24 protein-coding genes, 1 tRNA gene and 1 pseudogene are annotated in these 20,012 nt (G+C 63.6%); 3 read left to right on the forward strand and 23 right to left on the reverse strand.

Annotation, left to right across the window (positions count from 1 at the left end; translation table 11 throughout):
• Positions 1–613: 613 nt before the first annotated feature.
• The 14 genes and pseudogenes from ACOQFP_RS09935 to ACOQFP_RS10000 form a co-directional block, all read right to left on the reverse strand.
• Positions 614–1,039, reverse strand: a pseudogene (locus tag ACOQFP_RS09935) (DNA cytosine methyltransferase); the annotation flags it as partial.
• Positions 1,033–1,671: a helix-turn-helix domain-containing protein gene (locus ACOQFP_RS09940; protein WP_421584205.1), complete on the reverse strand. Its 639-nt coding sequence runs from the start codon at positions 1,669–1,671 to the stop codon at positions 1,033–1,035. The pseudogene ACOQFP_RS09935 and the gene ACOQFP_RS09940, both read right to left, overlap by 7 nt.
• 110 nt (positions 1,672–1,781) lie before the next feature.
• Positions 1,782–2,702: a hypothetical protein gene (locus ACOQFP_RS09945; protein WP_421584207.1), complete on the reverse strand. Its 921-nt coding sequence runs from the start codon at positions 2,700–2,702 to the stop codon at positions 1,782–1,784.
• Positions 2,699–3,241 (reverse strand): DNA N-6-adenine-methyltransferase, encoded by a 543-nt coding sequence (locus tag ACOQFP_RS09950; RefSeq protein ID WP_421584209.1) that lies wholly within the window; start codon positions 3,239–3,241, stop codon positions 2,699–2,701. The genes ACOQFP_RS09945 and ACOQFP_RS09950 overlap by 4 nt, the downstream gene beginning before the upstream one ends.
• A complete protein-coding gene (locus tag ACOQFP_RS09955; RefSeq protein ID WP_421584211.1) occupies positions 3,238–3,588 on the reverse strand; it encodes a DUF6197 family protein in 351 nt (116 codons plus the stop codon). The genes ACOQFP_RS09950 and ACOQFP_RS09955 overlap by 4 nt, the downstream gene beginning before the upstream one ends.
• On the reverse strand, positions 3,585–4,148 hold the full coding sequence (locus tag ACOQFP_RS09960) for a hypothetical protein (RefSeq protein ID WP_421584213.1): 564 nt from the start codon (positions 4,146–4,148) through the stop codon (positions 3,585–3,587). The genes ACOQFP_RS09955 and ACOQFP_RS09960 overlap by 4 nt, the downstream gene beginning before the upstream one ends.
• Positions 4,145–4,672, reverse strand: a complete 528-nt coding sequence (locus ACOQFP_RS09965) for a hypothetical protein (RefSeq protein WP_421584215.1) — start codon at positions 4,670–4,672, stop codon at positions 4,145–4,147. The genes ACOQFP_RS09960 and ACOQFP_RS09965 overlap by 4 nt, the downstream gene beginning before the upstream one ends.
• Before the next feature lie 107 nt (positions 4,673–4,779).
• Complete coding sequence (locus ACOQFP_RS09970) at positions 4,780–5,304, reverse strand: hypothetical protein (protein ID WP_421584217.1); 525 nt, start codon at positions 5,302–5,304, stop codon at positions 4,780–4,782.
• The gene (locus ACOQFP_RS09975; RefSeq protein WP_421584219.1) at positions 5,301–5,447 is read right to left on the reverse strand and encodes a hypothetical protein; all 147 of its coding nucleotides are present in this window, start codon (positions 5,445–5,447) and stop codon (positions 5,301–5,303) included. The genes ACOQFP_RS09970 and ACOQFP_RS09975 overlap by 4 nt, the downstream gene beginning before the upstream one ends.
• Positions 5,444–5,635: a hypothetical protein gene (locus ACOQFP_RS09980; protein WP_421584220.1), complete on the reverse strand. Its 192-nt coding sequence runs from the start codon at positions 5,633–5,635 to the stop codon at positions 5,444–5,446. Before ACOQFP_RS09980 ends, ACOQFP_RS09975 begins: the two co-directional genes overlap by 4 nt.
• Positions 5,635–5,832: a hypothetical protein gene (locus ACOQFP_RS09985; protein ID WP_421584221.1), complete on the reverse strand. Its 198-nt coding sequence runs from the start codon at positions 5,830–5,832 to the stop codon at positions 5,635–5,637. The genes ACOQFP_RS09980 and ACOQFP_RS09985 overlap by 1 nt, the downstream gene beginning before the upstream one ends.
• A gap of 222 nt (positions 5,833–6,054) precedes the next feature.
• The gene (locus ACOQFP_RS09990) at positions 6,055–6,834 is read right to left on the reverse strand and encodes a hypothetical protein (protein WP_421584222.1); all 780 of its coding nucleotides are present in this window, start codon (positions 6,832–6,834) and stop codon (positions 6,055–6,057) included.
• Positions 6,831–7,625 (reverse strand): phage antirepressor KilAC domain-containing protein, encoded by a 795-nt coding sequence (locus ACOQFP_RS09995; RefSeq protein ID WP_421584223.1) that lies wholly within the window; start codon positions 7,623–7,625, stop codon positions 6,831–6,833. The genes ACOQFP_RS09990 and ACOQFP_RS09995 overlap by 4 nt, the downstream gene beginning before the upstream one ends.
• A gap of 41 nt (positions 7,626–7,666) precedes the next feature.
• Positions 7,667–7,867, reverse strand: a complete 201-nt coding sequence (locus tag ACOQFP_RS10000) for a helix-turn-helix domain-containing protein (RefSeq protein ID WP_421584224.1) — start codon at positions 7,865–7,867, stop codon at positions 7,667–7,669.
• A gap of 85 nt (positions 7,868–7,952) precedes the next feature.
• On the opposite strand from ACOQFP_RS10000, the gene ACOQFP_RS10005 reads away from it, so the two are divergent.
• Complete coding sequence (locus ACOQFP_RS10005) at positions 7,953–8,264, forward strand: helix-turn-helix domain-containing protein (RefSeq protein ID WP_421584244.1); 312 nt, start codon at positions 7,953–7,955, stop codon at positions 8,262–8,264.
• Here the strand turns inward: ACOQFP_RS10005 and ACOQFP_RS10010 are convergent.
• Positions 8,226–8,298 (reverse strand) — tRNA-Asn (locus ACOQFP_RS10010). The two genes, ACOQFP_RS10005 and ACOQFP_RS10010, sit on opposite strands and share 39 nt — an antisense overlap.
• Before the next feature lie 180 nt (positions 8,299–8,478).
• Here ACOQFP_RS10010 and ACOQFP_RS10015 point away from each other — a divergent pair.
• A complete protein-coding gene (locus ACOQFP_RS10015) occupies positions 8,479–8,724 on the forward strand; it encodes a hypothetical protein (protein WP_037151265.1) in 246 nt (81 codons plus the stop codon).
• Here the strand turns inward: ACOQFP_RS10015 and dnaG are convergent.
• The 7 genes from dnaG to ACOQFP_RS10050 form a co-directional block, all read right to left on the reverse strand.
• Positions 8,721–10,637: a DNA primase gene (dnaG, locus tag ACOQFP_RS10020; RefSeq protein WP_421584225.1), complete on the reverse strand. Its 1,917-nt coding sequence runs from the start codon at positions 10,635–10,637 to the stop codon at positions 8,721–8,723. The two genes, ACOQFP_RS10015 and dnaG, sit on opposite strands and share 4 nt — an antisense overlap.
• Before the next feature lie 43 nt (positions 10,638–10,680).
• Positions 10,681–11,955, reverse strand: coding sequence for a deoxyguanosinetriphosphate triphosphohydrolase (locus ACOQFP_RS10025; RefSeq protein WP_206489322.1), 1,275 nt, complete (start codon positions 11,953–11,955; stop codon positions 10,681–10,683).
• Position 11,956: 1 nt separating this feature from the next.
• The gene (locus ACOQFP_RS10030) at positions 11,957–12,673 is read right to left on the reverse strand and encodes a YdcF family protein (RefSeq protein WP_341245025.1); all 717 of its coding nucleotides are present in this window, start codon (positions 12,671–12,673) and stop codon (positions 11,957–11,959) included.
• 69 nt (positions 12,674–12,742) lie between these two features.
• Positions 12,743–13,351, reverse strand: a complete 609-nt coding sequence (locus tag ACOQFP_RS10035) for a response regulator transcription factor (RefSeq protein ID WP_341245024.1) — start codon at positions 13,349–13,351, stop codon at positions 12,743–12,745.
• 42 nt (positions 13,352–13,393) lie between these two features.
• Positions 13,394–14,503: a sensor histidine kinase gene (locus tag ACOQFP_RS10040; RefSeq protein ID WP_241256627.1), complete on the reverse strand. Its 1,110-nt coding sequence runs from the start codon at positions 14,501–14,503 to the stop codon at positions 13,394–13,396.
• Positions 14,504–14,549: 46 nt separating this feature from the next.
• A complete protein-coding gene (locus ACOQFP_RS10045; RefSeq protein ID WP_341245022.1) occupies positions 14,550–15,353 on the reverse strand; it encodes an ABC transporter permease in 804 nt (267 codons plus the stop codon).
• A complete protein-coding gene (locus ACOQFP_RS10050; RefSeq protein ID WP_341245021.1) occupies positions 15,350–16,264 on the reverse strand; it encodes an ABC transporter ATP-binding protein in 915 nt (304 codons plus the stop codon). Before ACOQFP_RS10050 ends, ACOQFP_RS10045 begins: the two co-directional genes overlap by 4 nt.
• A 128-nt stretch (positions 16,265–16,392) precedes the next feature.
• Here ACOQFP_RS10050 and ACOQFP_RS10055 point away from each other — a divergent pair, with 128 nt between their 5' ends.
• Positions 16,393–18,441 (forward strand): TPM domain-containing protein, encoded by a 2,049-nt coding sequence (locus ACOQFP_RS10055; RefSeq protein ID WP_421584226.1) that lies wholly within the window; start codon positions 16,393–16,395, stop codon positions 18,439–18,441.
• 68 nt (positions 18,442–18,509) lie between these two features.
• On the opposite strand, the gene ACOQFP_RS10060 is transcribed toward ACOQFP_RS10055, so the two are convergent.
• Positions 18,510–19,895 carry a glycine--tRNA ligase gene (locus ACOQFP_RS10060; RefSeq protein ID WP_206489328.1) on the reverse strand — a complete coding sequence of 462 codons (1,386 nt, stop codon included), beginning with the start codon at positions 19,893–19,895 and terminating at the stop codon, positions 18,510–18,512.
• Between the last annotated feature and the right edge of the window lie 117 nt (positions 19,896–20,012).

Below are 20,012 nucleotides of genomic sequence, written 5' to 3' on the forward strand. Positions count from 1 at the left end.
CGAACGCAGCATTCAGCCGAGGACGCCCATTCGAGTTCAACTCGGTCGGGGCAGGCGCTGGCCGCGTCAGTCGCTCCCAACGTCGAACAGCGGGAGCGTAGCTGCCCCACTCAACACCGACACCGCGTCCAGTAGCGTCGTTCCCGAATGGTGCTTCGAATCCGGGTTGCTCCGATTCGCCGTCTTGTTCCTGGTGTCCTTTGAGTCCGTCGCGACGGGCGTCGGAAAGTGAACGGACACTGCAGAGATCGGCGGGCTTTTGCGGTTCGCCTGTGCCGGGTTGTCCCGCTGCTTGTCGGCGTCCGACGCCGTCACAGTCGGGAAGTAGTGACTCACTGCGACTAGATCCGGCGACCGCCTGGCGATCTCCGATGCGCACTCTCCCCGCGCCGTAGCCTTCGGGGTAGGAAGTATCCGGACCGTTCCCGGCAGAGTCGATTGATGACCCTTCGAGTTGAACGGCCCCCCTGTCCCGTCCGCTGCGTTCGGCGTCGGCAACGCCTTCAGCTCCTTCGTGAGATTCCGAGCGTGCCCATTCCCCGTGTCGGGCTGCGTCACCGGGGTCGGTAACAAGGATGAAGACACGCTCGCGGTGATGCGGTGCACCGATGTCGGAAGCACGAATGCTCGTCCACCGAACATGCATCCCGTCTTCGGCCAAGTCTCCGAGAACTCGGTCGAACCCCAGAGACCGGTGCCCGGCCACGTTTTCCAGGAGTGTGAATCGTGGTCGTAAATGGCGAATTGCTTCTCGGACGAAGGGCCAGAGGTGTCGTTCATCGTCGGTACCTTTGCGTTGGCCGGCCGCACTGAACGGCTGGCACGGATATCCACCGGTCAGGATGTCGACGGGTTCGATTGCGGACCAGTCGACTTCGGTGACATCGCGGTGGTTCGGGACTGTCGGCCAGTGGTGGGCGAGGATCTTCGATGGTGCGTCGTCGTACTCGCAGAACCAGGCGCGTTCGTTGCCGGGGAACAGTTGGTCGACTGCGAGGCCGAGGCCGTCGTAGCCGCTGAACAGTGACCCGGTCAGCATGTTGCCACCTGCCTTGCTCGCTGCGAATAGCGCTGCACTGTGCGAGGTTCCACACCGATACGCTCAGCGATCGCCGACTCAGGCATGCCTCGGCGACGAAGCAACTCAAACGCCGCCCACCGCTCCGACCGAGTAGCCGGCACCGACTTGCCGTCGACCAACCGATCGACCACGACAGGGTCCGGCTCGCCCGAATCGGTGCGCGTGGTCGGCACCTCGAATGGGTCGTCGATGTCGTCCCACTGCATCGGATGGATGAACCCACGCCGCGCGGCGAACGCCCGGGCCTTCGCGTTGCCGCCGTTGATGCCGAACCCGTCGTACACCTCAGCGACCTGCATGTGCGTCTCCCACGTCACGAACCGCTGACGCAGTATCTTCAGCGTCCACGACGTGTCCACGCCGAGAGCGGCGGAGATCTCCACTGTCGGGTACCCGAGGGCGAAGAGGCCGCCGAGGCGTCGATGCGTGCCGACCGACAACACCAGAGCCTGATGCTTACTCGGTCGGCCGTCGACAGACAGGATCGCGTCGGCAATGACCTTGCGGGTTTCCTTCTGCTGCCCCGACATGATGCGGACGACTGCCATAGGTGAGACACCTGCCGCGCGGACGATCATGCTGCGCGTCATCCCGACACCGAGGAGGCGACCGACATGCTCAACGATCGGGCCCGACGGAACCATCTGCGATCGATCGGTGACCGGTATCCGAGTCAGCGGCCGACCGATGTACGGCGTCCTCATTTCGACTTGCTCCGATAGTGAGTGAGGAGACGCAGGACCGCGCCTGTGTCCTCGGTGGTTTTCAGTGAGGCACCGTCGTTGTCGCGGGCGAACTTCTCGACCGCGTCCTGATCGGGGATGCCGAGGAACTTCAGCTGCTCCCGCAGAGCGACACGTGCTTTGTCCGTCGCGGTCGGTTCCGGCTTCGCCGGTTCCTGTTCGGCCGCACGCGGCTGCTCAGCAGCAGCACTCGAATCCGGTGCCGACATATCCAACGCCCGGAAGAAGTCCAGCAGCGACTGCAGAGCGAGCTCGTTCGTCGTCGTCTCGATGTTCTCGCCGTCGTTGTCGGCCGCGAACTTGTCCCGGGCGCTGACACGGGGGATCTTCTTCCCGTCGAGCGTTTCGATGATCAGGCCCCGGAGGATGTCCGCGGCTGTCGGCGGCTGCAGTTCGGCTTTCGCCGCGTGCAGGTCGCCCTTGTGCCACAGGTCGAGGGCGGCACCGAACCTCATACCCGCGTTGCGGAGTGCATCGCCAATCGCTTCCTTCACCGCGTTCCCGCCGCTCTTGCCTGGTGCATCGCCATACCCAAGGCGGGTCACGCCGAGGATCGTCAGGCTGATCCACAGTCCACCGTTCTTGTCGAACAGTGGCAGGCCGAACTCGTCGCGCGCCAACGGCTTCCACGTCCACCGGATGTCGACGTCGAGGAATCTGTGAGTGAGGGCCGCATGCCCGACATAGTCGAGGTGAATAGCCGGAAGCCCGTGGTAGCCGCCGCACTCCGGGCAGTTGCCCTTTGGTGCATCCTTGCGGGTCGGCTTCGGTAGCTGGCTGATCGCACTGCCCTCGAACGGTGCACGCAGCAACGCGAGCCCGTTCTCGATCTCGACGGCGGTCAGACCTGTCTCAGCGGTCGGTTCCGTGGTGGTCATGCGATTGCCCCTGCCGTGGAATTGATTGTTACGAAGGATCCGGGCAGTCCGCAATCTGCCAGGATGGCGGCATCCGACCGTCCGTAAGACACAAGGCAGGACGGCGCACCGGCATTGGCGGCGGCGCGCTTACCGTCCGGGTAGTGGAAATTGAGGCGTCCATGTAGGAAGCGGATCCCTGATGCCTTCTGCCACACCTGTTCCACGAACCCTGCGGTTTCGGTTCGAGCAAATATCAGTGCGGTTCCTTCTCCGTGTTCGGCAAGTTTGCTCAGCCACGTCCAGACGGCGGTTCCGTAGGGTGGGTTGAGCCACACTCGACCCGACCATTCGGCGGTGAGTCCGTCCTCGGGAAGGATTATGTGTCGGTTAGCAGTGGCCCAACCGGGGGCACCACAGGGATCCAGGTCGAACTTCCCCAACGACTTGATGACATGCGGCGGCGTGAGCCAAGTGGTGGTGCCCGCATTTGCTGAGTGATGAGATCCCATTGCGCGGGCGGCAATCGAACTTCGATTTGCGCCTTCGAAGTTGGTCATCGCGCGTACTCCTTCGCGACGGAACGGAACGTGTCGATGACTTCCTGCTGCGTACGATCCGGGTCGTCATTCCACGTCACCAGATCCCGTGCAGCATCGACACCGACCGACCCGCTCACCGCCTGCTCGACAGCCTCCATCGCCGCGTAGATTCCACGCGAATCATCGTTCGGGCCCTGAAAGTCATCGGGAGTTCCGTCCTCGTCGTAGCTGAAGCAGCCACCCGCCGCCAACGTGATCGCCCCGACAGCGCACAGGCAGCCTTCCGGTGACTGGTAGTAGCCGCGGTTCCAGCCCTTATCTGCGAGCAGGTCAGCGGCACGGTTCAGGATTTCGGAGAGTGTCATTTCGCACCGGCCGGCAATGTCAGGAGCTCGATCGGCGACGCGGCCAACATGCTGCGCACCAACGTCTCGGCAGCCGCGGTGGTGGTGATCGACATGACCCCCTCCGGTGCCCGCACCTCCACCCCGGGGATCGGTGTCGACTTCGCCAGCTCCAACTCGTTGCGCGCCAACCAGTCGGGAATGACGTCGGTCTGCATGTCGACGAGATGCGGTGCATGCTCGAGCAACACCGGGATGATCTCGGACAGCTCGCCGAGCACATTCCGTTCTTCGAGCTTGTCCGCGTATGTCGCCCGCAGGTGCGCCTCGAACTTCTCGTAGTCGACGACCGTCGCGACCTTCGCCGGGTCGGACTTCGACAGCTTCCCAAGCTTCGTGTCCTCACCATCAATCACCAATCGCGCGGCCTCGTTCGACCCCTTCGAGAACTGTTCGAGCGCAAGATTTGTGGTCTTTCGTAGCTCGTCGGACATGAGCTTGATGAACTGTTTTTGAATGACAGCCTTAGCGGCCAATTGCGCAGGCGTGAAAGCCTCAATCACTTCGGTGGCGTTACTCATGCCGCGACCTTTCGATTAGCTAGGTTGTATCGCCTGGTGTAAACAGACGCTTCGGATCGGTGCAGAATGTACGCAGCTTCGCGCGCTGAAATAGATGCATCGCAGGCGATTTGATCCTCTACATCCGACCAAGGCTGACCTTTTCGATCCGCAGTGGCGCTGCTCTCGCGTAACCGCTGGTACTTCCGAGCAAGGATCTGGTCCCGGTTTCCGGTGTAGTAATCCTTTGCACGCTTACGCTCGAATTCGTAGTCCTCTCGGCGGGATGCTCTACGATCCGCATTTAAACGTTCTGCATTTACTTCTTGATATTTTCTACTGGCTTTCCGGCGGATTTCTCGAATTCGGCTGGGATTTCGAAGTGCCCACTCACGGTTATACGCCGCCACCTTGTCGCGATTTTCCTCGCGCCACTTCTTTACCCGCGCTTGGGTCGCAGCCCTATTCTGAGAATATCTCCTTCTCTGACCTTCTGCTGCAGCTTCCTTATTCTCCTCGTAGTATTTTCTACTCTTCTCATTCAAGTGGCTACGCTTCTTTTCGTAGTACCTTTTCGACGCCACAGACTTTGCCTGTTTGCATTGGATGCACCTACAGCCGTGTCGGTCGTAGCCCGTCGTAGTCCCATGTTTCATCGAAGCGCCTCGAAAGCTCCCCGAATAGCTTCGGCTGCAATATCTTCGACATCACGCCCGGCCGACTTGGCGAGGTCCCGGAACTGGAGGTACTCGTCACTACCAAACTGCACGTGGATTGTTCGCGGTGTCGATGGACTCTTTCGCAGGTGCGACCGAACACGGGTCGTGGCACAAGAGGGAGGAACGCCGTTCGACTTCTGACGGCGCAGCATTTTCACCTGACGGTCGGTCACGCCTGACCCGACACCTAATTGGTCGTTTATCTCTGTGTCCGACATTCCGCCGTCGAACATTGCGTACACGACGTGCGCCCGAACCTCGTCGGTAGCGAGACGGACGCCAGCCATCTTCGATGCCCATGCCTCAGCGAACGACTCGAATCCGAGAGGCTCCCAGGCCTTCAGTTCGATGATCTCGATGATCTTCTTTTCGGCGTTGACAAAGTGTCCGCGCAGATCAGACCACAATTTCGATGCCTGCACCTCGGTCAGCTCGCGGTTCTTCACTGCACTGGTCATGATTGAAACTCGCTTTCAAACAAGAATCGGTTGGAATCGAATGCCGTTTCGGCGTCGTGGACGGCTGGCATAAATACCATCACCGCGCCGATGATGAATGGCGACAGCAGTGCTGCCTGCATGAGGTGGCCGATGATGGTCACAGGCCCAACTCCGCACACGCTGCAGCGTTTTCGCTGAGCAACTCTTTGGTGGTCTCGACGATGTACCGGAACTCGTCGGGGGACAGACGGATCTCACTGTCGCCGACGGTGATCACGATGGCCCGCGACACATGCGCGAGCCGCACACCGACCGTGTCGGACACGGTGTAGACGTTCACGCTCGCCATCAGCTGACCTTCCGTTGCATCTGCTGGACCTCGAGCTGCAAGGCTTTGAGTCGGGCAGCGCTGATCGGCAGCGTCCGTGCCGCAGCGAGGCGCTCGATCGAACGAGCCCACGCGCCAGCATCCGCGTCGGAACGGGTGCAGTCGAACCTGTCGGCGCACCGCTCCGCCTGAGCTTGGAGGGCAGCGAGGTCGATCATCGAGCCCACCCCAGCCAGGTTGTGACCTTCGACCACAAGCCCGGGCGGGCATGGGACTTCGGTGTACGCGGGTACACATACCCGGCGACCTCGTAGATCTGTTGAACGCTCACAGCCAGTCTCCGATGTTCATGCCGACGACCGCAGCGAGGACGCCGACGGCCAGGATTGCCAGTGACACAACGACTCCGAAGAGTGCGCTGCCGTCGTCTCGGTGGTCTCTCATGCCTTCGCCGCCTTCTTGGCCGGTGCGCGCTTCTTCGGTGCCGCGGCCTTCGCGGGCGCGGCCTTGCGGGGAGCAGCCTTCCGAGGTGCGCGCTTACGGGCGGGCTTCGGTGGTGTGAAGAACTCGCTCCACGACGCGAGCGCTTTGTCGTGCCCGGCCTCGGGGTCGCCCATGCGGACCGGCATCAGGAGGCCGATGAAGTTGTCGCCGATCGACACGATGAGCGGACGAGTCGGATCGTTGACGCGGACAGCCGCCATCTCGCCGCTGCTGGCTCTTGCGAAGCTGGCCAGCAGTTTCGGGTTAACCGCCCAGTCTCGTGACGATTTGGCCTCGCGGGCAATGGATTCGGTGATGAGCTTGATGACATCCGGGGGTGTCACGACGGTGCTGATGGCGACCGTGACCTTCTCGAGGCGGTTGTCGACAGTGAGTCTCCCGTCGGCAACCGTGACGGTGAGCGGAGCCAAGGTCATCCCACGACCACGACCGGCAGGCTTCATCAGGGCGATCAGCTTGCGGGCTGTTGCGTAGTCCAGGAAGCCGAGACGGCCATCGGCACCGTCGAGTTCGTCGATCTCCGAGCGGATCAGTGCGAGACGGAACCGGTCAGTCGCAGTGGTGACGAGCTGGCCTTTGAAGATGTTCAGGTCGACACCGTCGAGCATCGGAAGGGTGCTGTCACGGAGTGCGAAGGTCAGCGCAGTCGTCAGGGTGTCGACGAACTCACGACTCTGGATGGAGAACGTTACGGGCAGTGTCTTCGGATCGGTCATGCCGATGCCTCCAATTCGAGTACAGCGGCCAAGCCGAGCTTGCGGGCAATGAAAGCAACACCAGAGGGCTGAACCCTTGTGCTGTAGGACGTTCCATGTGAACCGTCGGAACGCTCGAAGTCGAATGCCTTCACCGCGAAGTGATGCATGTACCGCTGATACGGGGTGTTCCGCATCGCGCCCTTCGTGATCAGAATCCCGCTGTTACGCAGTTCCGTGAACAGCTTGTTCTGCGACCGGCCGAGCATCTTCGCGGTCGACCCGACACTGTACGTTCCGTCGGTGTCGATGAATCGGTCGTACGCGTCGACCTTCGGGGCCATCTCAGCGACAGCCGATTCGAGTTCCTTCACCTTGCGGACGGTGATCTGCAAGGCCTGGTGAACGATCTGCTCTTCGGTCAATGCCGGCGCGGTCACTTCTGCTTCACGGGTACGGATCGCGAAGTACGCCTGGGCTGCGGCCACCTCGGTCTTGCGGGGGTCGCCGTTCATGGCGATGAGGTAGGCGGCGAATCGGGTGACGTTGTAGTCCATACGCGTACGCCCACCAGTCTTTTCACGGTTGACCGTGAAAAGGGAATCGACGTCGTAGCCCTGGTTCGAGGCGGCGTTCATGGCGCGCTCGAGGACCGCCTCGAAGTGCTGCCAGGTGGGGTAGCCCATCTGGTCTTGGATGGATCGCGTGGACCAGTACTCGGTGCCGTCGGCGGCGATCTGTCGAGTCTGGTCGAATGGGGAGCTGGTTGGTACACTGGGAAGAGACAACGGAATGCCTTTCATGTTTGTCATCGCCCGTCGAGCTGGAACTCGGCGGGCATTTCTTTTGCGGTTCAGGCTGTTTCGCGCGCTGCGCTGATGCTCACTACATCTCGTTTGTCGACGAGGAATGGAGCCCGTAGGCCCTCGTGCACCTTGTTGCCACGTAGCTGACCCCTTCGGATCATGCGGTGAATGGTGCGGACATCGACACCGAGTGTGAGCGCAGCCTCTGCGACAGATATGCGCGTTGGTTCGTTTTTGCTCACATGCACAAATTACATCGTTGTCGAACGTTGTGCAAGGAAACACGGAAACAATCTGTTGCGCTCTTTACCCAGAACGTCTAACGTTGGGCACATGAGCACAGACGCCGGTTTCGGAGGGTTCCCAGAGTTCACCGCACACGACCGCCTACGTAAGGCCCGTGAGCGCACAGGAATGGACCAGACCGAGTTCGCCGATCACATCGGCGTCTCACGCGGAACGGTCAGCAACTACGAGAGTGGATCAACGACTCGCCTCAAGGGCGTCGTGCTGAAGATGTGGGCGCTCGCCACGAGCGTTACGGTCGAGTGGATCGAAACCGGGAATACAGAAAGCCCCCGCCCGGAGAACCGGACGGGGACTGCGCTCCCCCACCTGGACTCGAACCAGGAACCCTTCGATTAACAGTCGAATGCTCTGCCAATTGAGCTATGGGGGATTGTCGTGCTGCTGCACACTCTCGCGTGAGCCGTTGGAAACAATAGCGCATGCCCCCTGCCAACCACCAAATCGGGGCTACGGACTCCCGCAGCGAGACGCTCGCCTACCTGATCGGCCTGCCCGAGCGTCATCGGGCAAGATGGACGCACAGCCGCACGTTCTACGGAAGGACCCACTGATGATTCGTTTGGTACTGGCGGCTGGGGCTGCATACGTGCTCGGTGCCAAGGCGGGCCGTGGCCGGTACGAGCAGATTCGTAAGACGGCCAGCGCGGTCGCGTCGTCTCCGGCCACCAAGAAGGCGATCGAGGTCGGCCGCCAGAAGCTCTCCGACTCCCTCAACACCCAGCCCCGACTCGAGCCGATGCGGCCTATCGACGACGAGACGCAGGTCTACGTTCCGCGCGATCAGCTCCGCCGCTAGCCGACCTCGGCCACACTTCCGACGGCGAGCTCGAGCAGACTTCGGCGATACTGCTCCAGGGCAATCAGGTCGCCGAACAGCGCGTTGTAATCGTCGGGCTTCTCGGCCGGCGACATCCGCTGTAGCTTCGATTTCAGTTCGGCGACCTGTTGGCCGACCCACACTTCCTGCAGCCTCGCGAGTACACCCGAGATGTAGCGCGTGAGGGCGTCGTCGGCCACCCGCATCGGATCGACCGCCAGCTCTGTCACCAACGAGACGACAACGGCGTCCTTGGCCTGCTTGGCCACGGCATCGACCCATTCCCCTCCGCCCAGACCTGCGGCGGTGCCGCCTGCCGCGGCCACCGCATCGCGCACGGCCGAGTACGCCGGGTGGTGAAAGCTCTCCGGCGGGAGTGAGTCGAACACCGTGCCCGCCATCGCGGGCATCTGCAGTACCGCTTTGAGGGCCTCTCTCTGGGGCCACAGTGTCGGATCGGTCGGGTTGGGCCGGGGCGGTCCAGCGGGTGCCTCCGCGGGCTCCTGTTGGCGCTTGGCGAAGGGAACGCGTGCGCCACTGGGCTCCCCTCGGGCCCCCTTCTTTGCCTCGTCGCGCACGCGAGCGAGCACCATCGCGGTGTCGTCCCAACCGGTCCAGCCGGACAACTGCCGCGCGTACTCGTCCCGCAACGACGCGTCCTTGATGCGTGCGACCACCGGAACGGTCCGCCTCAACGCCTCGACGCGCCCCTCAGGAGTGTCCAGATCATGTTCTCGCAACAGTGATTTGACGACGAACGCGAACATCGGGGTGCGTCGTGCGACGAGGTCTCTAACGGCGTTGTCACCGGACTTCAAGCGTAGGTCGCACGGATCCATACCGTCCGGTGCGACGGCGACGAATGTCTGACCGGCAATCTTCTGATCGCCCTCGAACGCCTTCATCGCGGCGGCCTGGCCTGCGTCGTCTCCGTCGAAGGTGTAGATCACTTCACCGCGAAAATAGCTGTCGTCCATCATCAGTCTGCGCAGCATCGCCAGGTGATCCTCACCGAATGCGGTGCCGCAGGACGCCACCGCCGTCTTGACGCCGGCCAGATGCATCGCCATCACATCGGTGTAACCCTCGACGATGACGGCCTGATGCGACTTCGCGATCTCCTTGCGTGCCAGATCGAGACCGAACAGCACCTGAGACTTCTTGTACAGCATGGTTTCCGGGGTGTTGATGTACTTGCCCGGCATCGTGTCGTCGTCGAACAGTTTGCGCGCGCCGAAGCCGATCACGTCACCACTCTGACTTCGGATGGGCCACACCAACCTGCGCCGAAAACGGTCGATCGGAGTTCCGCGCTTGCCTGGTGTCGCCAGCCCCGCGTCGACGATCTCCTTGGCCTCGAAGCCTTTGCCCAGCAGATGTTTGGTGAGGGTGTCCCAGCCGTCGGGCGCGTATCCGCAGCCGTACGCCAGTGCGGCGTGCCCGTCGAAGTTGCGTTCGGTGAGGTAGTCCCGTGCGGCCTGGGCGTCGGGACCGCTGAGCCTGCCCGCGTAGAACTCCTGCGCCGCGGCATTGGCGGCGATGAGGCGCGCCCGGGTACCGCGGTCACGTTGGACCGACGGCCCCCCGCCCTCGTAGGAGATCGAGTAGTTCAGCCGGTCGGCGAGTTGCTCGACGGCCTCGACGAAGGAGATGTGCTCGATCTTCTGCAGGAAGGAGTAGGCATCGCCACCCTCGCCGCAACCGAAGCAGTGATAGTGACCGTGATTGGGGCGCACGTGGAACGACGGGGATTTCTCGTCGTGGAAGGGACAGAGTCCCTTCATCGAATCGCCTCCCGCACGCTTGAGCGAGACGTAGTCGCCGACTATGTCCTCGATCCGCGTGCGTTCACGAATGGCGGCGATGTCGCGTTCAGGAATTCGGCCGGCCACGAAGGGCAGTCTAGCGCCGAACCAGACACCCGCAGCAGCACGATCAGCCCCAGCTGGCCTGAGCTCCCAGTGAGCGCTTGTCGATCAGTTCGAGTCTGCTCTCGGTGTACGAGGCAATCTGGTCGACGACGACTCGGGTTCTCTCGCCGTCACTGCTTGCGCGCTGCCAGGCAGGGACCAGGATCGGATCGAGCTCTCCCGGGGCCGAGCGCAGCAACCATTGCGCGACGCGGTGGATTCGATCGCGCTGGCGCTCCTGGCGAATCTTGTGACCGGCGTCGGACATCACGTACCGCAGCGCCATCGTCTTGAGCAGCGCTACCTCCGAGCCGACGATCGACGGCACGACGAGATCTGCGTCGTATCGGCTCAGCGGCGCGGTGCCGTACTTGTCGTGGGTGCCCTCGATCGCCGCGGTCGCGAAGCGCCCGACGAGTTCGCTGGTCATGTGCTTGAGCGCCACCGACGCGGCCAGCGTGCCGTCGTAGCGCCCCACCGCAATCACCACAGGCATCCGCGACAACCGGTTCGCGGCTTCGATCAGTTCGTCGACATCGAGTCCACGAAACTCCGAAACGCCGAGTTCGGCGAGTCCGCGTTGCTCGATCGGATCGGAGAGCGCCCGCAAGTCGATTCGGGCGTCGATCACCCCGTCCTCGACGTCGTGGACCGAGTACGCCACGTCGTCGGACCAATCCATGCTCTGCGCTTCGAGGCACTTGTGCCTGTTCGGAGCACCGTCGCGGACCCAGTCCAGAATCGCGGAGTCGTCGTCGTAGGCACCGAATTTCGCACCGGGGGCCGGCCGGATCCACGGATACTTGGTCGCGGCGTCGAGAGATGCTCGGGTCAGGTTCAATCCGGCGCTGGCACCGTCGGCGTCGAGGATCTTCGGCTCGAGTCCGGTGAGAATGCGCAGGTTCTGCGCATTGCCCTCGAACCCGCCGCAGTCCTTGGCCACTTCGTCGAGGGCCCGTTCACCGTTGTGCCCATAGGGCGGGTGACCGATGTCGTGAGCCAACCCGGCGAGGTCGACCAGATCGGGGTCACTGCCGAGCCCTTCGGCGATACTGCGGCCGATCTGCGCCACTTCGAGCGAATGCGTCAACCGCGTACGTGGGGTGTCCCCGTCTCGGGGCCCGGTCACCTGAGTCTTGTCTGCGAGCCGTCGTAATGCGGCGCAGTGCAACACTCGGGCCCGGTCGCGCGCGAACGCACTTCGATGCGAGGCGTTGTCTGCTCCCGGACGTAGCCCGGCTGTCTTCGGGGGTTCGGGGACGAATCGTTCGACGTCGTGCGCCGAATAGGTGCCGGTCATGTCACTGGCCTGCCGTGTAGGAGAAGTCTGCGGTGAAGTGAGTCAGCTGGTACCACAGCAGAGCGCCGGTCTCCCTGGCGATCCCGTGTGCCTGCGATTCTCGGGTGTAGACAGCTGGGCCGGTGCGTGTCGGTGAGGTCCACGCGTCGAGTCCGGCATCGCGCGCCATCGTCCGAGTGCGAAGCGAGTGCCAGGGATCGCTGACCAGTACGACGGACGACTTGCCCTGTGCGCGGAGTGTCTCGCTCACAGCTTCGATGCTCTCGAGAGTGTCCGAGCCGGTCTCGACGGCCACTATCGCGTCCGGCGGAACGCCCTGGTCGATCAGATAGTTGCGCCCCGACGCCGCCTCGGTGAACAGATCGCCCTCCTGTTTGCCGCCGACGGTGACGATCTCGGGAGCGATGCCCCGTTCGTACAGTGCAGCGGCCTGAGACAGTCGGGCCTCGAACACCGTCGAGGGCGTACCGCTGTACTGCGCAGCGCCGAGCACCACGATGGCATCTGCCTTCGAGTAGTCGTCGATGCGAGCGACCTGCCATACGCGAATCGCTGTTCCGGCGACCAGCACCACCGCCATCAGGACCACTCCCGCGACCAACCGGCCGGTCCAGCGCCCGAGCGTGCCGAAGAACCCGAGGCGCTCGGGACCGGAGTCGGGGGCATACCGATCGTCGTACGGATCGCCGTACGAATCTCGGTCGAGAGTTGAATTCACACCTCGAGTTTGCCAGGCCCGCGCATCGGTACGGTCACGGCGCGCCTCGAGTCGATCTCGCGGGCCGAGCTACAGCCAGCCGCGCTCCTCGGCAACCCGGACAGCTTCGGCCCGGGTGCTGGTACCGGTCTTGCCGATCGCAGAGGACAGGTGATTGCGCACCGTGCCTTCGGACAGGTGCACTGTTGCGGCGATGGAGCCGGCCGTCCCACCCTGCGCCGCCGCGCGAAGAACTTCCTGCTCGCGGGCCGTCAGTGGTGATATTCCGTCGGTCAGGGTCTCGGTCGCGAGGGTCGGATCGACCACGCGAAGTCCCATGTGCACACGCCGGACGGCGTCGGCCAGTTGTTTGGCGGGGGTGTCCTTGACCACGAATCCCGATGCGCCTGCGTCGATCGCGCGACGTAGATATCCGGGTCGACCGAAGGTGGTGACGATCAGCACTCTCGCCTCCGGTGCCACCAGTGCCAGTTCGGCAGCGACATCGATACCGTTCTTGCCCGGCATCTCCACGTCGAGGAGAACGACGTCGGGCCGATGTTCGAGCACGGCCGGGATCACGTCGTCACCCCGGCCCACCTCGGCGACCACGTCGAGATCGTGTTCGAGCCCCAACAGCGCCGCGAGAGCGCCCCGCACCAGCGCCTGGTCGTCGGCCAACAACAGTCTGATGCTCATCGCGCCGTAGTTCTCTTCGCCGTAGTTCTCTTCGCTGTAGGTCTATTCACAGTGCACCTCCACCTTGAATCCACCGGTCGGAACCCGGCCGATCGTCAGTGAACCACCGGCGGCCGCCACTCGTTCGCCGAGACCGCGCAGCCCGTTGCCGTCACCGGTCCCCTCGGCGGGCCCGCAGCCGTCGTCGACGATCGAGATGCTCGATGCCGTCAACGTCACCCGGCAGTGCCGGGCGCTGGAGTGTCGCACCACGTTGGTCACCGCCTCCCGGATGACCCAACCGAAGAGCTCTCGATGACGGAGCGGCACGAGGTCGGCGTCGGCTGGAAGATCGGCCTCGATGCCCGTTGCCGTCAGAGCCGTCCGTGCGTTGGCCAATTCGGTCCCGATATCGACCTGCCGCAAGCCGCCGACAGTGCTGCGAACATCCGCGAGAGCTTGCCTTGCGAGGACTTCCAGTTCGGCGATCTGGACGGCAGCGCGTTCCGGATCGATCTCGAGCAGACGGCCGGCCAGCTCGCTCTTGACGGTGATGACCGTCAACGAGTGGCCGAGGATGTCGTGGACGTCTCGACTCATTCGCTCGCGTTCTGCGACGATGGCCAGATCTGCCAGTTGTTGCCGCGCCACCGCGAGTTCGTGGTTGCGCTGGAACACCTGAGTGATGCCCCACGCCGCAGCCGAACTGATCAGCAATTGGAATACGAAGAAATTGTCGGGCTCCCAGGACGAAACGACTCGGGGTGCTGTCTCGATGATCAGTACCATCACCGCGACCAACGTCCACGCTTGCCGGACCGGCAGGGTCATCATCGCCAGGACCGCGACGTAGACGGTCGCGCCGAATCCGGAGGTTCCGATCAAGGCGCTCATTGCCACGGTCAATGCGACCATGGCAGCCAACGCAATCCACGCCCGCGAGGTCGGCAGCGGATGTCCACGGCGATGGCCGTTGCGGAATCGCCAGAACGTGGTGGTGAACACGACACAGAATGCGACGATCACGATGATGCCGAAAACCCGAGCAACCACGGACTCGAGGCCCAGTATCTCGTTCAGCGGATAGATCAGATAGATCAGCCAGATGGCCCCGAACAACCAACCGTATCGCCACACCCTGCCCTCGGGCAGATCAGCGGTGAACGTGGCCATGTCGCCCACGGTATCCCCGTGGGCGACACGATCAGCGGTTTCCGCGTCAGGCACGCTTGGTGTCTTTTCGGAACAGCAGGGCCGCTCCGGCGACGAACACCGCGGCCCACACCACCAGGTTGATCACGGCGATCACGAGGGTGCCGGTATCGGCCGAGGTGAACGGTGCCCGGGCCACCGTGGCGAGGCCGTAGAGCGGGGTGAACTTGGCCAGCATCGGAAACCAGCCGCTGTCGCCGAGGGGGACGAACAATCCGCCGGCCAACGCCAGGAAGGCGAGCACCGGTCCGAGGATCTGCATGACGTTCTCCGACGGCAACAGGTAGCCCATGAACAAACCGAACGCGGCGAACACAGCGGACCCGAGCCAGGCGATCACTGCGCAGGCAAGCCACACCCAGATCGGCATGTCGGCACCGAAGAACTTCGCGACGACGCACACGACGACGATTGCGGCAGCACCCATCGTCATGGCCACGAGAACTTTGGTGATGATGTACGCGACGGGTTTGAGCGGAGTCAACCGCAGCTGGCGGCTCCAACCTTGGGCGCGCTCGACCGAGACCATCGCTCCCCCGCTGGTAGTGGCGAGCATCGCCCCGTAGACGGCCATACTGATGGCGATGTAACCGGTGACGTTGCCGTGCGCGAAGGCGTAGTCGGTCTTGAAGTCCGACTGCGTACCGAAGATGACGAAGAACACCGGCGGCATCACCAACGTGAAGATCAGCGTCCGCTTGTTGCGGAACAGACGGCGAATTTCCAGTCTCAGGAACGTCGGCGAGAATCCGCCCCAGGCAACGGCTCTGCCGCCCGTGCGGGTGGTGAGTTGAGTGGTGGTGGTAGTCATCGGACGCTCCCAGCGAGGTCGTTTTCGGAATCGGTTGTCAGGGCGAGGAACGCGTCCTCGAGGTTGCGCGAGACAATTTCCAGGTCGGTCGCGTGCGCGTCGTTGAGCAGGTATCGAGCCACGGCGTCCGAATCGCGTCCGTGCACGATCACCCGATCGCCCCGCGATTCGACGCTGTCCACCCCGGGCAGTGCGAGCAACTGCGACGGGTCGACGCCGGGCAGCGTGGCGGTGACGGTGCGTCCTGCGGCCAGGTTCTTCACCTCGGCGGCACTGCCGTCGGCAACGATCTTGCCGTGCCGAACCAGCACGATGCGATCGGCATAGGCATCGGCCTCGTCGAGGTAGTGCGTTGCGAAGAGGACTGTTCGACCCGTGCTGGCGTCCTCGCGAATGGCATTCCAGAAGTCGCGCCGTCCTTCGACGTCCATGCCGGTGGTCGGCTCGTCCAACACCAGCAGATCCGGATCGGGCAGCAGCGCGAGCGCAAACCGCAGCCGTTGCTGCTGACCACCGGAGCACTTCGCGACTCGGCGATCTCCGATGTCGGCGATGCCTGCCCGGGTGAGCACTTCCTGCACCGACCGGGTGTGGGCGAACAACGCCGCGGTCAGCTCGACGGTTTCGCGGACGGTCAGGTCGCGGAGCAAGCCACCGGTCTGCATCACGGCCGAGATACGTCCCTGGGAGATCGCGTCCGCGGGGGTACCGCCGAACACCGAGACCGAACCGGTCGTGGGTGTCGCGAGGCCGAGCATCATGTCGATCGTCGTGGTCTTTCCCGCTCCGTTCGGTCCGAGGAACGCGACGACCTCGCCCGGTTCGATCGACAGGCTGAGCCCGTCCACCGCCCGGACCGAGCCGTAAGTCTTGGTGACGTCTCGCAGTTCGACTGCGTTCGTTGTGGTCATGGGAACAACTCTCCCGCGATCGAGGAGCATCGACCTCGTCCGACCGTCACGATTGCGCAGTGACAACTGTCATGCATGCACATCGACCTTCTCGATCTCGCCGGCGCACAGCCGGTAGATTTCACGCCATGGCAGTCCAGCACCGGCGGCACACCAACGCCACAGTCGTCAGAAGGTCAGTCCATCGATTCCGTCGGCTCGCCGCCACGGGCGCGCTGACCCTGTTCGCCGCGGTCCTGCTCGCTCCGGGGGTCGCGTCCGCCGAGGCACCGTCGCGGCTCGCTACTCAGATCACCGACACCGTCCAGGCCCTCGACCCCGACTCGATGGCGGAGGTGCAGACCTCCATCGACGACCTCTACAGCAGCAGCCAGCTTCGGTTGTGGGTCACCTACGTTGCGGATTTCGACAACATGTCGGCAGCGAACTGGGCTGAACAGACCGCTCAGAGAAGTGACCTCGGTCAGCGCGACATCCTTCTCGCAGTGGCGACCGTCGACCGTTCGTACTACCTCGGCGTCAATACCGGGCTGTCGCAGATCACCAGCTCCGAGCAGGACGACATTCGAGTCAACGACCTCGAACCAGCCCTGCGCGAGGAAGATTGGTCCGGTGCCGCGATAGCAGCGGCCGGTGCCCTCGGCGACGCCTACGCCTCGAGCGGCAGCGGTGGATCGTCGGTTCCGCTGCTGATCGGCGTCGGAGCCCTGGCCGTGGCGGGCGGCGGAGCCGTTGTCTACTCCTCGCGGCGCAAGAAGGCGCGCGTCGCCGCCGAGGTCGACGCGATAGCCGAGATCGATCCGAGCGATCCGGCTGCCCTCGCTCGATTCCCGATCGATGTACTCGACACCCGGGCCAAGGAAATTCTGATCGAAACCGACAACGCCGTTCGTGCGAGCAACGAGGAATTGTCCCTCGCACGAGGCGAATTCGGAGATTCCGCGGCCGCGCCGTTCATCACCGCCCACGACAACGCCAAAAAAGCCCTGGCCTCTGCCTTCGAAATTAGACAACGCCTGGACGACGCCATTCCCGAAACCCCGGACCAGCGGCGGGCGATGCTGGTCGAGATCATCTCCTCCTGCGGACAAGCCGATCGCGAACTCGATTCACGCGTCGAGGAATTCGACGGATTCCGTGACCTGGTGATGAACGCCGGATCCCACCTCGACGAACTGACCCAAGCCGTCGTCGAGTTGACGGTGAGAATTCCTCAGTCCGAATCGGTTCTTGCTCAGCTACATTCGGACTTCGCCGCGACCGCATTGTCCTCCATCGCAGACAACGTCACGATGGCCAAGGAACGGCTGGCCCTGGCCGAGGAGAACATCGAGGCCGGCCGCAAAGCTGCGGCGCTGCCGCCCGGAAAGCAAGGTCCTGCGGTGACCGCGATTCGGACGGCCGAGCGAGCTGTCGATCAGGCCAGAACCCTGCTCGATGGCGTCGACCACGCCCGGGACGACATCGGCCACGCGATCGCCACCCTGCCCGACGCCATCGCCGACGTCCGACGCGACATCGAGCAGGCACGTGGGTTGGTCGAACACGGCGGTGCCGAGTTGCAGGCGGCAGTCTCCGCGGCGCAGACAGCACTGAAGAACGCAGAGACGGCGCAGTCCTCGGATCCGCTCGGTGGCTACACCGCGTTGTCCGAGGCCGACGCCGAACTCGAGAAGATCGTCGACGAGGCCTCGAAGGAGAAAGCCGCCGAGGACCAGTTGCGGGCGCGGCTGGATCGAGATATCGCGGCCGCTCAGGCGCAGATCACCGCAGCGGCGGATTACATCTCGACACGGCGCGGCGGGGTGGGTGCCGATGCTCGAACTCGGTTGTCCGAGGCCGAACGACATCTCGCGGCGGCTCGTCAGCTCGAACCCGAGAACCCCGAGGAGGCCCTCAAGCATGCGCATGCCGCCAGCCAGTTGGCCTCGCGCGCGTCGCAGATCGCCCAGTCCGATGTGCGGAACTGGGAAAACCGTCACGGCCCACGTGGCGGAGGTAGCGGCAGCAATGTCGCCGGTGCCGTGCTCGGCGGAATCCTGATCAACAGCGTGCTGCGTGGCGGTGGCGGAGGATTCGGTGGCGGCTTCGGCGGGGGTGGCGGCTTCGGTGGGGGCGGGGGCTTCGGCGGAGGCGGGGGCGGTGGCGGATTCGGTGGTGGCGGCGGCCGCTTCTGACCGTCCACGACACAGCAGCAGGGCCCGATCTCTCCGTGAGATCGGGCCCTGCTGCTGAAGGTGTGGTGTTATGCGCCGATCAGGCGAGCGGCGAGGTAGCCCTCGACCTGATCGAGAGCCACCCGCTCCTGAGCCATCGTGTCGCGTTCGCGGATGGTGACTGCGTGATCGTCGAGGGTCTCGAAGTCGACCGTGATGCAGAACGGGGTGCCGATCTCGTCCTGACGACGGTAGCGCCTGCCGATGGCCCCGGCGTCGTCGAATTCGACATTCCAGTACTGACGCAGTTGCTGCGCAAGATCTTTCGCCTTGGGCGTCAGATCGGCGTTGCGTGAGAGCGGCAGCACCGCAACCTTCACCGGGGCAAGACGGCGATCGAGCTTGAGCACTACCCGCTTGTCGACTCCGCCCTTGGCGTTGGGAGCCTCGTCCTCGCTGTATGCGTCGACCAGGAACGCCATCAGCGAACGCGTCAGGCCTGCGGCCGGCTCGATGACGTAGGGGGTGTAGCGGGTGTCGGTGGCTTGCTCGTAGTAGCTCAGGTCCTGGCCCGATGCCTTCGAGTGCACCGAGAGGTCGAAATCGGTGCGGTTCGCGACACCCTCGAGCTCACCCCATGCACTGCCCTGGAACCCGAACTTGTACTCGATGTCCACGGTCCGCTTGGAGTAATGCGAGAGCTTTTCCTGAGCGTGCTCGTACAGGCGGAGGTTCTCCGGGTCGATGCCGAGATCGGTGTACCACTTCATGCGGTAGTCGATCCAGTACTGATGCCACTGCTCGTCCTCGCCCGGCTTGACGAAGAATTCCATCTCCATCTGTTCGAACTCGCGGGTGCGGAAGATGAAGTTTCCTGGAGTGATCTCGTTGCGGAAGCTCTTGCCGATCTGGCCGATGCCGAACGGCGGCTTCTTGCGTGAGGTGGTCAGCACGTTGGCGAAGTTGACGAAGATGCCCTGCGCGGTCTCGGGGCGCAGGTAGTGCAAGCCCTCTTCGTTGTCGACCGGGCCGAGAAAGGTCTTGAGCAGGCCCGAGAATGCACGCGGCTCGGTCCAGGAACCCGGTTCTCCGGTCTCCGGGTCGCGGATGTCGGCCAAGCCGTTCTCCGGCGGGTGACCGTGCTTTTCCTCGTAGGCCTCGATGAGGTGATCCGCGCGGTAGCGCTTGTGGGTGTGCAGTGACTCGACCAGCGGGTCGGAGAAGGTCTCGACGTGACCGGACGCCTCCCACACCTCACGCGGCAGGATCACCGAGGAGTCGAGCCCGACGGTGTCCTCGCGGCTGGTGATCATGTTGCGCCACCACTGCTTCTTGATGTTGTCCTTGAGCTCGACGCCGAGCGGGCCGTAGTCCCAGGCCGATTTGGTGCCGCCGTAGATCTCGCCGCACTGGTAGACGAGGCCTCTGCGCTTGGCGAGGTTGGCGACGGTGTCGACTTTGGACTTGGGTGCCACTGGCGGAGCTCTCCATCTTCGGTCACGGCGTATCGGGGGGTGCCGCGGGCGGTTTCGGACCTGATCAGACTATCTGGCGCGGCGGGTGCGTCCGAACAGCGGTCGGGCGCGGAAATT

It is taken from the genome of Rhodococcus sp. MALMAid1271 (genome assembly GCF_049195265.1).
Classification (GTDB): Bacteria; Actinomycetota; Actinomycetes; order Mycobacteriales; family Mycobacteriaceae; genus Rhodococcoides.

Bases quoted from the DNA above. Each gene is read 5' to 3' on its own strand.
- ACOQFP_RS09985 (WP_421584221.1), bottom strand. From the start codon at position 5,832: ATGATCGACCTCGCTGCCCTCCAAGCTCAGGCGGAGCGGTGCGCCGAC.
- ACOQFP_RS09960 (WP_421584213.1), bottom strand. From the start codon at position 4,148: ATGAGTAACGCCACCGAAGTGATTGAGGCTTTCACGCCTGCGCAATTG.
- ACOQFP_RS10055 (WP_421584226.1), top strand. From the start codon at position 16,393: ATGGCAGTCCAGCACCGGCGGCACACCAACGCCACAGTCGTCAGAAGG.
- ACOQFP_RS10015 (WP_037151265.1), top strand. From the start codon at position 8,479: ATGATTCGTTTGGTACTGGCGGCTGGGGCTGCATACGTGCTCGGTGCC.
- ACOQFP_RS10025 (WP_206489322.1), bottom strand. From the start codon at position 11,955: ATGACCGGCACCTATTCGGCGCACGACGTCGAACGATTCGTCCCCGAA.
- ACOQFP_RS09990 (WP_421584222.1), bottom strand. From the start codon at position 6,834: ATGACCGATCCGAAGACACTGCCCGTAACGTTCTCCATCCAGAGTCGT.
- ACOQFP_RS09950 (WP_421584209.1), bottom strand. From the start codon at position 3,241: ATGACCAACTTCGAAGGCGCAAATCGAAGTTCGATTGCCGCCCGCGCA.
- ACOQFP_RS10050 (WP_341245021.1), bottom strand. From the start codon at position 16,264: ATGACCACAACGAACGCAGTCGAACTGCGAGACGTCACCAAGACTTAC.
- ACOQFP_RS09995 (WP_421584223.1), bottom strand. From the start codon at position 7,625: ATGACAAACATGAAAGGCATTCCGTTGTCTCTTCCCAGTGTACCAACC.
- ACOQFP_RS09955 (WP_421584211.1), bottom strand. From the start codon at position 3,588: ATGACACTCTCCGAAATCCTGAACCGTGCCGCTGACCTGCTCGCAGAT.
- ACOQFP_RS10040 (WP_241256627.1), bottom strand. From the start codon at position 14,503: ATGGCCACGTTCACCGCTGATCTGCCCGAGGGCAGGGTGTGGCGATAC.
- ACOQFP_RS09945 (WP_421584207.1), bottom strand. From the start codon at position 2,702: ATGACCACCACGGAACCGACCGCTGAGACAGGTCTGACCGCCGTCGAG.
- ACOQFP_RS09970 (WP_421584217.1), bottom strand. From the start codon at position 5,304: ATGACCAGTGCAGTGAAGAACCGCGAGCTGACCGAGGTGCAGGCATCG.
- ACOQFP_RS09940 (WP_421584205.1), bottom strand. From the start codon at position 1,671: ATGACGCGCAGCATGATCGTCCGCGCGGCAGGTGTCTCACCTATGGCA.
- ACOQFP_RS09980 (WP_421584220.1), bottom strand. From the start codon at position 5,635: ATGGCGAGCGTGAACGTCTACACCGTGTCCGACACGGTCGGTGTGCGG.
- ACOQFP_RS10045 (WP_341245022.1), bottom strand. From the start codon at position 15,353: ATGACTACCACCACCACTCAACTCACCACCCGCACGGGCGGCAGAGCC.
- ACOQFP_RS10005 (WP_421584244.1), top strand. From the start codon at position 7,953: ATGAGCACAGACGCCGGTTTCGGAGGGTTCCCAGAGTTCACCGCACAC.
- ACOQFP_RS10035 (WP_341245024.1), bottom strand. From the start codon at position 13,351: ATGAGCATCAGACTGTTGTTGGCCGACGACCAGGCGCTGGTGCGGGGC.